General features: G+C 42.8%; 10 protein-coding genes. 7 read left to right on the top strand and 3 right to left on the bottom strand.

Annotated features, from left to right (window positions below):
* From F6J99_RS06880 to F6J99_RS06860, 5 genes are all read left to right on the top strand, one after another.
* Entirely contained in the window at positions 1–753 is a 753-nt protein-coding gene (locus tag F6J99_RS06880) for a chemotaxis protein CheW (RefSeq protein ID WP_293112278.1), read from the top strand.
* A 276-nt stretch (positions 754–1029) separates the two neighbouring features.
* The gene (locus tag F6J99_RS06875; protein WP_293112277.1) at positions 1030–3600 is read left to right on the top strand and encodes a hybrid sensor histidine kinase/response regulator; all 2571 of its coding nucleotides are present in this window, start codon (positions 1030–1032) and stop codon (positions 3598–3600) included.
* 100 nt (positions 3601–3700) lie between these two features.
* Positions 3701–4711 carry a chemotaxis response regulator protein-glutamate methylesterase gene (locus tag F6J99_RS06870; RefSeq protein WP_293112276.1) on the top strand — a complete coding sequence of 337 codons (1011 nt, stop codon included), beginning with the start codon at positions 3701–3703 and terminating at the stop codon, positions 4709–4711.
* 397 nt (positions 4712–5108) lie between these two features.
* Positions 5109–6626, top strand: a complete 1518-nt coding sequence (locus F6J99_RS06865; protein ID WP_293112275.1) for an adenylate/guanylate cyclase domain-containing protein — start codon at positions 5109–5111, stop codon at positions 6624–6626.
* Positions 6627–6744: 118 nt separating this feature from the next.
* Positions 6745–6876 carry a hypothetical protein gene (locus F6J99_RS06860; protein ID WP_293112274.1) on the top strand — a complete coding sequence of 44 codons (132 nt, stop codon included), beginning with the start codon at positions 6745–6747 and terminating at the stop codon, positions 6874–6876.
* Between the two features lie 363 nt (positions 6877–7239).
* Here F6J99_RS06860 and F6J99_RS06855 read toward each other — a convergent pair whose 3' ends face one another.
* Positions 7240–7407 carry a hypothetical protein gene (locus F6J99_RS06855; protein ID WP_168166510.1) on the bottom strand — a complete coding sequence of 56 codons (168 nt, stop codon included), beginning with the start codon at positions 7405–7407 and terminating at the stop codon, positions 7240–7242.
* Positions 7408–7471: 64 nt separating this feature from the next.
* On the opposite strand from F6J99_RS06855, the gene F6J99_RS06850 reads away from it, so the two are divergent.
* Positions 7472–8836, top strand: a complete 1365-nt coding sequence (locus F6J99_RS06850) for a transposase (RefSeq protein WP_293112273.1) — start codon at positions 7472–7474, stop codon at positions 8834–8836.
* A 64-nt stretch (positions 8837–8900) separates the two neighbouring features.
* Positions 8901–9719, top strand: a complete 819-nt coding sequence (locus tag F6J99_RS06845) for an ion transporter (RefSeq protein WP_293112333.1) — start codon at positions 8901–8903, stop codon at positions 9717–9719.
* 125 nt (positions 9720–9844) lie between these two features.
* Here the strand turns inward: F6J99_RS06845 and F6J99_RS06840 are convergent, their stop codons facing one another.
* Both F6J99_RS06840 and F6J99_RS06835 read right to left on the bottom strand, forming a co-directional pair.
* A complete protein-coding gene (locus tag F6J99_RS06840; RefSeq protein ID WP_293112272.1) occupies positions 9845–10849 on the bottom strand; it encodes a hypothetical protein in 1005 nt (334 codons plus the stop codon).
* A gap of 14 nt (positions 10850–10863) precedes the next feature.
* A complete protein-coding gene (locus F6J99_RS06835) occupies positions 10864–12339 on the bottom strand; it encodes a mechanosensitive ion channel domain-containing protein (protein ID WP_293112271.1) in 1476 nt (491 codons plus the stop codon).
* Positions 12340–12400 lie beyond the last annotated feature (61 nt).

Below are 12400 nucleotides of genomic sequence, written 5' to 3'. Positions count from 1 at the left end.
ATGGAAGGTCAGACAAGTAATCAACCAATTTTTAACGATTGTTGGAACCAAATCGGAGTGACAGGCGATCGCTCCTGCCCAGAACTAAAAACCTTCATTCATTGCCGCAACTGTCCGGTTTATTCCTTAGCAGGGCGCGGCTTGCTTGAACGTGAACCGCCTCCAGGTTACATTAATGAATGGACTAACTTACTGGTTTCCCAATCTGTGCCGCAACGGGAAAGTGCTCTGACACAACTAGGGGAAACCATATCCGTAATTATCTTTAGGCTAGGAGTAGAATGGTTGGCATTGTCTGCAAAGTTATTCAAAGAAGTAACCCAGCCTTGTGTTATCCACACTATCCCCCACCGCAGCAACGAGATATTACTGGGAATTGTGAATATTCGTGGGGAAATCCTAATGTGCGTTTCCCTCAGCAATCTCCTCGGTTTAGAAGATAATCCTGCTAACTCAGGTTCCGAGCAATCCAGAATCCAACAGCCCCTAACTCGAAAATCCAAAACCCATGTGAGTCCTGTCATGTATCAACGGATGGTTGTTGTGGAAATTGAGAGCAACCGATGGGTCTTTCCTGTTGATGAAATTTTTAGTGTTCAACGGTTTCATACTAATGAATTACTCGATGCACCAGCGGTTATTTCTAAAGCTACAGATACTTATACAAAATCGATAATTATCTGGCAGGATAAAAAGGTGAATTACTTGGACGATGAGTTATTGTTTTACACCCTCAATCGGAAGATTATGTAACCCAATGGGATGGGGGTAAAGTGCTATCAGCTATTAGCTATTAGCTATCAGTAATCAGCTATCAGCTATCAGCTTAAGCTATTAGTTAATAGCTATCAGTAATCAGCTATCAGCTATCAGCCAAAGGTCTGTGGCCACGCTACTGGTGCGAACAGGTTTTGAATAAAATAAGCTGAACGCGCACGCGTGAGCTAAAAGCTCACGGCTGACCGCTGATAGCTGATAGCTGAATGGTTACAAAATATCAGAAATCGAAACTCTAAACTCTAAAATCCTATGACAGACAGCGGACAAGATATGAGCAATTTCTCCATGTTGGATTTATTCCGCATGGAGGTGGAAAGCCAAGCAACGATATTAAATGACAAGTTATTGGCTCTGGAAAGTAATCCTTCCTCCAGCCAAGAACTGGAATCCCTAATGCGTGCAGCCCATTCCATTAAAGGTGCTGCCCGAATTGTCCAAATTGATGCTGCCGTTAACATTGCTCATACCATGGAAGATTGCTTTGTGGCAGCTATTAATAAAACCATTACCCTCAAGGCAGATCACATTGATGTCCTGCTGCAAGGTGTCGATTTCCTCCAACAAATCAGCCAAGTTGATGAAGTGAATTTAGACCAATGGTTGTCCGAACATGGGCAAGCCATTGAAGGTCAGAGTATTGCGATCGCTAAAATTCTCGCACCAGAATCTGCACCTTCCTCCCCACAACAGCCATCTCCATCTGCTGCCCCTAGTACCTCGGGGTCACAGAACTCGGAAAAACTAAGCGCTATAGATGATCCTTCTGAAGTTTCCACTCTCGATAGTACGAATACAGCCATAGAGACTCAAGAGCAAACTGTTGATCAGCAAACGGTTAATCAGCAAAATCGTGATCAGGTAGTAACTCACCAGGCTCAAACCGATTCTCCCCCTCAAGTACCTAGTCAGGAGTCTGACCATAGCACGATAGAGATTGAAAGTCAACCCTTGAAGCAGGCTGTGAGCCACAACCCTCAACCTGAAGTGGCTGCCAAAGACAATCAATCCTCATCTAGCCCAGGGAATGATTTAATCAAGCAACCATTGATGGCTTTGGATACTGCCAAAAAGTCGGAAGCTAAAGAGAGAGTTGTGCGAGTCAGTGCTGAAAACTTAAATAGCTTAATGGGTTTAGCCGGTGAATCCCTAGTGGAGGCGAATTGGCTACAACCGTTTGCTGATTCTTTGATGACTCTCAAGAAACACCAAATGGAATTATCAAAGATCCTGGAAAAATTACAGGATTCTTTAGCAATATCCCAGGTCAATCAAGTGGGGGATCAATATCTGAAAGTTGCTCGACAAAAGGAACAGGAATGTCGGGAAATTTTGGGCGATCGCATGAGTGAACTAGAACTGTATGCTCGTCGTACTGCTAATCTTTCGGATCGCCTTTACCGAGAAGTGATTGCGTCTCATATGCGTCCTTTTGCTGATGGGGTACAGAGTTTTCCTCGGATGATTCGGGATATAGCCAGAAAGCTGAATAAACAAGTTAAATTAGAAATTAACGGCAAATCTACGGCAGTAGATCGAGATATTTTACAGAAACTAGAAGCACCACTGACTCATATTTTGCGTAACTCTGTAGACCATGGTATTGAACCTCCCCAAGAGCGTGTAGCAATGGGGAAACCAGCCCAAGGCACAGTGCGACTGGAAGCCGTTCATCGTGGTGGCATGTTATCGATTACTGTTGCTGACGATGGCAAAGGCATAGATCCAGAGAAATTGCGGGAAAAAATTGTCCGCAAAAAAATGATCACCTCAGAGATGGCAAGCCAGCTAGCCGAACATGAGCTGATGGAGTTTCTATTTTTGCCGGGATTTTCTACCGCTAAGCAGGTAACCGAAATTTCTGGTCGTGGCGTTGGTTTAGATATTGCCAAGAGTATGGCACAAGAGGTAGGTGGCACCCTGCGAGCTACCTCTAAGCTAGGGCAAGGAACCAGTTTCCACTTCCAATTGCCTCTGACTCTATCAGTTATTCGTACCCTATTAGTGGATATATATGGTGAACCTTATGCGTTTCCGCTAGCACGAATTGACAAAATTGTCATGGTAGATAGAAATGAAATTTATGTAGTAGAAAACCGGCAATATTTTACCCTTAATGATGAAAATATTGGACTGGTAGCTGCCCATCAAGTGTTGGAGTTAGATGACTCTTATATCAAATCTGAAACCCTACCAGTCGTGATCATCAGTGACCAATCAAACCGTTTTGGATTAGTAGTTGATAAATTTTTAGGTGAACGGGATTTGGTGGTTCGACCATTAGATCCCAGGCTGGGCAAAGTTCAGGATATTAATGCTGCTGCTTTGATGGGAGACGGTTCCCCGATTCTAATTGTGGATGTGTCAGATTTAGTGCGCTCCATTGATAATCTACTAAATAACCGCCAGTTGAGCCAAGTCAGTGGTGATCCTGATGATACTGATATCCAACAACCGAAACGAATTCTAGTAGTTGATGATTCCATTACCGTGCGGCAAATGGAACGTAAGTTACTGGAAAACCAAGGTTATGAGGTGGAAATAGCTGTTAATGGCATGGATGGTTGGAACGCTGTTCGTACCAACCCTTATGATTTAGTGATCAGTGATATTGATATGCCCCGCATGAACGGCATTGAGCTAGTCAGCCATATTAAAAGCCATGATAAATTAAAATCAATCCCTGTGATTATTATTTCCTATAAAGACCGGGAACAAGACCGTATTCAAGGTTTGGAAGCTGGCGCAGATTATTATCTAACCAAGAGTAGTTTCCATGATGATTCGTTGTTGAATGCGGTGATTGACTTAATTGGGGAGTAGTGATTAGTCATTACTCCCTACTCCCTACTCCCTACTCCCTACTCCCTACTCCCTACTCCCTACTCCCTACTCCCTTATAAAAAATCAGCATTTTTATGACATGAAAATAGCAATTGTTAATGATTCAATGATGGCAGTAGAGACCCTGCGGCGTGTCTTGATGGCGGTTCCAGACTATAAAGTAGCTTGGGTGGCTAGTGATGGTGCCGAAGCTATTACCAAATGTGCCAAAGACCTCCCAGACTTAATTTTGATGAATTTAACCATGCCAGTAATAGATGGGGTTGAGGCAACTCGCCAGATCATGAAACATTCTCCCTGTGCGATTTTAGTGGTAACTGCTAGCATCCAGCAGAATTCATCTAAAGTATTTGAAGCCCTTGGATATGGAGCCTTAGATGCTGTTAGTTTGCCAGTGTTGGGCACTCGCGGTAACCCAGACGCTGCCGAAGAACTACTTACTAAAATTGCTACCATTGGTAAACTGATCGGAATTTCCACCCGAAATTCAAAATCCCCAGCCCGAAATTCCCAACTCCATCTTCCGCCCTTAATCGCAATTGGTGCTTCTACTGGAGGACCAAAGGCTCTAGCAACGATTCTCTCGAGGATACCAGCAAGTTTCAGTGCAGCAATTGTGATTGTCCAGCATGTGGATCTGCAGTTTGCTTCAGGTTTAGTGGACTGGTTGAATCATCAGACACCCTTGGTAGTCCAACTAGCGTCTGACGGTAGCCGTCCTGAAGTAGGAAAAGTATTGATTGCTGGAACCAAAGACCACCTGTGTTTAACATCGAATTTGAGGTTAACCTACACCAGCAAACCCCGTAATTATCCCTACCGTCCCTCGGTGGATGTTTTTTTCAAAAGTGTAGCCGAGTACTGGAAGCGCAAGGGCACGGCTGTCTTGTTAACTGGCATGGGTAGAGATGGAGCTGAAGGGCTAAAACTGTTGCGCTCTAAAGGTTGGCATACGATTGCCCAAGATAAAAGCAGTTGCGTGGTTTATGGGATGCCGAAAGCAGCAGCAGAGTTGAAGGCGGCGGTGGAAATTTTGCCCATAGACGCGATCGCACCTGCCCTAATCAAAGGATTCGCGTTTAAGCCTTAGCTAAATTCCTATAGCTAAATTTCTATATCACTATTATTGCACAACACTGATATATTATAATAATTCTTAACAATAGCTGACTATTAATCACAATTGGCATGACATAGTTTTCCCAGTTTACCCAGAGTATTTAACAAAATTTGATAAACTGCTAGACAAATTAGCGTAAGCATTCAGCGGTCAGCGGTCAGCCGTCAGCTTATTTTATTCAAAAGCTGTTTGGTGTAGCGTGGCCATTCGCACAGCGTGGCCACGCTGTGCGAACGACGCATCGGACGTAGCTGATAGCTGATAGCTGATAACTGAATGCTTAAAAATTAGCTAACCCTAGGTTATTTATCTATGCTGTACCTGATCTAATTGATAGCCAAAGCTTGACAAGGACATTAAAATCAAAATGGTGAATCAAGAGCCGATTAAAGTCCTACTTATCGATGATCAGCCCATGATCGGCGAAGCCATCCGTCGCATGTTAGCTCCGGAAAAGGATATTATCTTCCGCTATTGTCAGGATCCAACTGAAACCTTAAAAGTAGCTAAAGAGTACCAACCAACGGTCATTCTACAAGACTTGGTCATGCCGGAGATGGATGGCTTGTTGTTAGTGCGTTTTTTGCGTTCTAAGGATTCGCCGACTCGACCTATTCCCTTGATTGTACTCTCCAGTAAAGAAGAACCAGTAATTAAAGCGAAAGCCTTTGGATTTGGAGCAAATGATTACTTAGTAAAACTGCCAGATCGGGTAGAACTAATTGCTCGCATTCGTTACCATTCCAAAGCCTATCTGAACTTCCTGAAACGGACCGAAGCTGAAGAGCAGCTTAAAGCTGAAAATCTGCGCCAGTCAAAGTATATAAAACAGGTAGAAAAGGTCACAGTAGCAGCCGCCGCTGTGGAAAATGATACCTTTGAGCCTGAAAATCTAGAGGAAGTAGCGACTCGGAGCGACGAGTTAGGACGACTAGCACGAGTTTTCCGGCAAATGGTTCAAACGGTAAAAGCCCGTGAGCAAGAATTGACTCAAGCCAATGAAACTCTGGAAACCCTAAAAAATTCCTTTGCTCGGTTTTTCCCATTTGAATATCTAAATTTTCTGCACAAGGAAAATGTGATTCATGTCCAATTAGGGGACCATGTTAGTAAAGAAATGGCGGTAATGTTCAGTGATATTCGCTCCTTCACTACCATTTCTGAGAGTATGACACCAAAGGAAAACTTTGACTTCGTCAATGCCTATCTTAAGCGTGTGAGTCCTGAAATTCGCAATCACGATGGCTTTATTGTCAAATTTCTAGGGGATGGCATGATGGCAATTTTCCCTGATGGCGCTGATGATGCTGTCTGTGCTGGAATTGCCAAGCTCAAAAAAGTCCACCAATACAATCAAAAGCGCGAAGCCAAGGGTTATTTACCAATTCAAGTAGGGATTGGCATCCACTATGGTCACATGATGGTGGGGATGGTTGGAGAAACATTCCGAATGCAGGGGGATGCTTTTTCTGATAATGTTAACTTAACCGCTCGTTTGGAAGGCTTGACCAAGTTTTATGGGGTTTCTTTCTTAATTTCCCAGCAAACCTTAGAGAAATTGAGCAATCGAAATCACTATCAAATTCGGTTTCTAGATCGAGCAATTGTTAAAGGGAGAAATGAACCCCTTGCCATCTACGAAGTGCTGGATGGTGAGACGGAGGCAGTTAGGGAATTGAAGTTAAAAACGCAACGGGAATTTGAACAAGGTTTAGAGTGTTATCGCACTCAAGGATTTTACAAGGCTTTAGAGTATTTTAATCACGTGTTAATGGTGAATCCTTTGGATAAGACCGCTGCCTTATATGTGGAGCGAATTAATCAGTTAATGGCCCAAGGGGTGCCACAGGATTGGGATGGAGTTTGGCGGTTTACCAAGAAGTAAGCTATCTTGGTTAAGGGGAGTAGGGAGTAGGGAGTAGAGAGTAGGGAGTAGGGAGTAGGGAGTAGGGAGTAGGGAGTAGGGCTAAATTGATAACTGCTCTACAGCCTTTTTTATAGCTATGAGGTACACATTTTTTTTTATCTGTTCCCTGTTCCCTGTTCCCTGTTCCCTGTTCCCTGTTCCCTGTTCCCTGTTCCCTGTTCCCTGCTCCCTGCTCCCTGCTCCCTGCTCCCTGCTCCCTGCTCCCTAAAACCCAGAACTTTGTACCTCACCGAATTGATAACTGCGATCTATAGTATAGTAATATTTGCCTAAGGATATTGGTACTATAGTTTAGTAATTAGTGATTGCTAAGCACTAATTACTAATCACCAATGACTAAGCACCCAGAATGATAAGTATTCATCGGGACATAATATCACAAGTTGCCGACGGTAATTGTTTATCTAATTTTTTTTATGCAGGTAGCACTCCAAAAAATTTATAATTCTGAAATATTACAGAATACAGTTTTGAGCGTAATAATCTTAGCTAGCATTATCGAATCGGGGAGCTTGAGGGGAAAAGAATACCCCATCCTCTTAGGTTGGGGATGAATTTTCCCCTCAAACACTTACTTAAGCATGACGCCAGTTTTTCCTAAAGCTTCCAAATATTCTGACAAGCTTAGACCTGCCTCGATCCCATGCTGCTTTAATCCGTCCCAGGCTTCTTCTGTAGTTCTAACAGTGTACGCTACCTTGGGTTCACCATGAATAGGTTGTCGTCCAATTCTTCCCATAGTAATTGTTATTTGTATTTCTATAAGTTATAATCAAGATAGCACGGAAACAGAGGTCGATGCCATGCAGTTGGGATACGTTTACAAATTGATTCCAAGTTCTCAGCAAGAAGTTGTCATGAACCAATGGTTAGCCATGCTTTTGGCTCAGTACAACTACTTGCTCAGAGACAGGACTGAGTCTTATGAGCAAGTCAAGTCTCCAAAGATGGGAGATTACTGCGATCTAAAAACTCATAGGGAAGCGTGTCCATTAACTTGTTCGGTAAATAAATCAACTTCAATCGGTTATCCCTGGAAAAAGAGTCAAAATAATCCTCGGCGTAGTACCTACGAAGTTCAGAGTTCGACTCTCCCCACCCTAAAAAAAGAACGCCCTTGGTACAATAAAATTAATTCAACTGTTCTGCAACAAATGTTGAGACAGTTGGATACCGCATTTTCAAAGTTCTTCAAAGGTGAAGCCCAATATCCAAAACCTAAAAGGCGATCTCGGTACCGGAGTTTCAAATATGCCCCAGGGCAAGTAAAAATAGATGGCAATAAAATCTATTTGCCAGGTATAGGATGGATGCGATTTCATAACTCCCGTCCTATACCAGAGGGTTTTACGATGAAATCTGTTACCGTTCGCCGAAAGTCACGGGGTTGGTTTGTCAGTATTCAAATTGAGGACAAATCAGTTCCGCTGCTCCCAGTAAAATCTGCTAATGAGATTAGACCTAATCGTGTTAAAGGATGCGATTTGGGAATCAGAAAACTTGTTAGCACTTCTGATGGTAAAACCATCCAAAACCCAGCCAATACCAAAAAATATAAGCGCCAAGCCAGACGTTTAAAGTTAAGACAGCGATCCGCAAGTCGGAAATTAAAAGGCTCGAATAATCGCAAAAAGTCATTTAACAAAGTGGCTTCGTTACACGAGCGGATTGCCAACAGTCGATCTGCGTACCATTGGGAAACAGCTAAAAATTTAGTTGATAGTGCAGATGCTCTGGTGTTTGAAGATCTCAACATCAAAGGCATGAAATCTCGCTGTAAGCCTAAGCCCAATGAAAATGGTGGTTACGTCCGCAACGGACAATCAGCCAAAAGAGGTCTTAATCGTGTAATTTCTGACGCTGCCTGGGGTGAATTAGTAAAAAAGGTTGAGGTCGTGGCTGCAAAGTCAGGCATACCCGTAATAAAAGTCAATCCCAGACATACATCTCAGCAATGCCCAAAGTGTCACCACACTAGTGCAGACAATCGCTCTGGTGAAAAATTTGTCTGCACTGAATGTGGGTATCACGATGATGCAGATATAAATGGCGGAGTAAATATCAGGAATAGAGGTCTCAAAAAACTGGGAATTGACCCCACCCAGCTACCTTCGGTGCGTTCGCGTAGCGTGGCCTACGGCCAAGGGAAGTCACGCCCATGGAGATAACAGCCGTAAGGCGTGTGCCTGGGAATCCCCATCCCTGCTACGGGTGGGGTAGTTCAAAGTAGGTCTGGAAACTTATCCATCATTTACGGCAAAGTATGGCACTATTGTCAATTTTATCGAACATATAATATTAGGGTTTTTCATTGCTGAAATTTTTATTAAGATAGGGGCTGAAGGTAGTAATCCATGGCGCTATTTTAAAAATGGTTGGAATCTCTTTGATTTTTTCATTGTTGTGGCTTTATTATTGCCCATTGATAATCAATATTTTATAGTGCTACGTATGCTTAGGCTGCTGAGAGTATTTAGGCTAATCTCTGCTTTGCCTCGCTTACAAATACTCGTCCGAGCTCTACTCAAGAGTCTACCCTCCATGGGCTATGTCTTTTTGCTTCTCTGTATTTTGTTCTATATTTATGGGGTAGCCGGAACCTTTTTATTTGCTGACAACGATCCGATTCACTTTTCTTCCTTACCCAAATCTATCTTGTCTCTATTTCAAGTAGTAACCCTAGAAGGTTGGACAGATTTGATGTACATTCAGATGTATGGCTGCGAACGCTACGGTTACGATGGTATAGAAGAACTTTGCACAAATCCCTCAGCTTCACCCCTGATTGGTGTCCTTTTTTTTGTGAGCTTTGTGATGTTGGGGGCGATGATTACTATCAATCTGTTTGTTGGGATTATCACCAGCAATATCACTGATAGTGTCAATGAATTCAAGCAGGATCAGGATAAAAAGTTGGATAAGGTGCTCAAGGAGCAGAATCAATTTAGCAAAGTTTCCAGACTTGAAGGTCAGTTATTAGCAATTCAAGAACAATTGAAAGATATGAATAGTTCATTAGAGCGTATCCGAACAGATATTTCCGATTATTGAGCTATTATTGATCACGTTTCATCGATAGTAGTTTTTAGTAGTTTTTAGGTGATTCTGCCACACTATCATTGATGGCATTTTTGCTCTTGATTTTAAGCTGATATCACCTAATTTATTAACCTACTTTACACATACTTATCGAGCTTGAAAAACGCAATCAATTCCTCAAATTTGCTGTCATTAGCGGTAGGAGTTAATAATTCAATTTCTTGAATTATGGCTGGATTCAAATACGTAAAAACATCATGAGTTAAAACCGCAATTGCTTCGGCGGTAAACCCTTTAAGTTCACGAGCCAATCTCGCCATTCGTCCCTTAGCAAAATTGACTTGAAAGCGAGTCCTTTTGAGCAGGCGTTGTCTAATATTTTCATAAAGCGTTTGTTTATCGATAGTTTCATAATAGGGAAGATCGGGATTCAAAATTCTTGGAATAATATCAGGATTTTCTTCTAGAAATAGCAGACTGCCTTCCTGGTTAAATGCTTCAATTCCTTCCATGCCCAAAGTGCCTAAATCAGCCAAAGCAATAATCCGAGCTACCAGAGATAGGTTTTTATCAGAAGAGTAGAGGTCAGGTTGGTAAATGGTATTGTCTGAAGTATCATACCAACAAATGGTAGCGTTAATCGCTTCTGTAATGATTTGTAAATCTGAATCGGTAAACAAGGCCAGATGGTTAGGAGTTTGCTTACTTATCCATTCATTCTGATTTTTGATGTAATCCAAAAGCTTAGTAATTGTAGCGGCTTCGCTCACACCACTTTCTCGCCGCCTAGAGGTATAGGATTGGATTTGAGGCAGAAACTCTTGCACCATATCGTGAGCAATGGCGCACAGATCGATTAACTGTTTCATTCTGCTCAGATAGTCTGGTGCTATATCATTGTCCAGACCGGCTTCCCAATAGGGTCTGATGGCTTGGAAAATCCGATCAGCCCTACGCTGCACTCCCTTAACATGGTCACAAGTATGATAGTAAAGCTGTTTTCGTTCCGTTTCTTTTTCCATTTCCAACAGAGCAAAGGTTTTCACCCTAGTGACTGCTTCCACAAAGGAGCTAGGAAGCTGAGCTAAATCATCAATTGAGGGGTATGGTAGAGACTGATTATCCTGATGGCGTTGATTCATGATAACTATCGCTTTTAAATACCAAAAATTGATTGAATACGTTTGCGAATCTCGGCGAAAGGAGTTTCGTCTTCCTCTGTGGAACTGACGGTTATTCCTAAGCGTTCCAATGTCTCTTGACGTTTGGATAATTCTTCAGAAATTCGGTCAGCTAATTCTTCGTGCTTAGCCAATAGACTTTGTAAATTGTCTCGATCCACCACAAACAGCATCGTTTCTTCTAGGGTACGAAGAGTAGCAGTACGGGGAGTACCCATCAGCAGAGACATCTCCCCGATAAACTCCCCAGACTTACGGGTAGCGACTCGTTTTCCAATGGATTCCACGAACACTTCCACTGTTCCAGATAGGATAATATAAAATGAGTCCCCTGGATCGTTTTCCCGACAGATGGTTTCGTCAGCTGGGAGAGTTTTCCGATAGCCCTCCTCTATGATATGTCGCAGTTCCAGATCGCTACAGTTTTCAAAATAACTTACTTGCCGCAATAGATCTGCCAGCATCCAGGTTTTAGGGGATTCAGACTCGGGTTTGGGTTTGTCTGTTGCGGATTGGTTGTGCATTGAGGAGGAGCCATTAGTCACCCCAGGAGTTTGTAATTGTCGAAACAGGGAGACTAAGGCTTCTGGATTGTGAATACGCAAGTTTCGCTCAGGGTGGCCGGGTTCGATGTGGCGCGATCGCATTTCAGTATCAATCAGATAATACAAAGCACTTTTAATTGCTTGGATCTCTGCTGGTTGATTGATCCAAACCAAAAGCTCAAAATCCATTCCTTCCTCTCCATAGCCCTTGAACCAAACCTGGGGAGAGGGAGAGGATAAAACTCCAGGTTCTTGGCGAGCAGCAGCTAACAGCACCTCTGTGATCACAAGGGGCTCCATTTCATCGGGAAAGTTGATTGGAATTTGGAGACGACTTGTAGGGTCTTGGTAGCTCCAGTTAATGACATTATTTTGGACAAAACTGTTATTCGGAATAATCACACAAACGTTGTGGATGGTTCGTACTACTGTAGAGCGAATCGATATTTTTTCTACAGTTCCTGACAGATTATCAATTTCTATATAATCTCCTACTTTAATCGGTTGATCTAGCAGGATAGTCAGACCACTGATAAAATTGCTAGCTAGATCTTGTAGTCCAATTCCAAAGCCAATACCGAGAGCACCAGCAAAGATGGCTAAAGAACTTAGGTTAATCCCCGACGTTTGCAGAACAATTAAAAACCCTAAGATGGTGAGAATGTAACCGATAATAGAAGCGAGGGCTTCGCGAGTACCCCGATCCATCCTGAAACGGCTCAGTAACCAATGTTTAATCAGGGTCTTGATGGTACGGGAAATAATAATAGCGATGATACATAAAAACAGGAATTTGCCTAAGAAGCTCAGAGAAAAGGCTTGGTCACCAAATTCAAATAGCTTGGCGGTAAACACCTTAGAGATGGCATTCCAGAGTTTTTGTATCTGTGTAATAATCCAAGTCATCAGAAGTGTTTAACAGGGAACAGGGGAAGAGTTTGGAGCGGGGGCGCGGGGCTTTCAGGGG

Source organism: Moorena sp. SIO4G3 (assembly GCF_010692305.1).
Lineage (GTDB): Bacteria > Cyanobacteriota > Cyanobacteriia > Cyanobacteriales > Coleofasciculaceae > Moorena > Moorena producens_A.
Note: the sequence above shows the minus strand (reverse complement) of the source record. Positions and strands in the feature narration are given on the sequence as shown.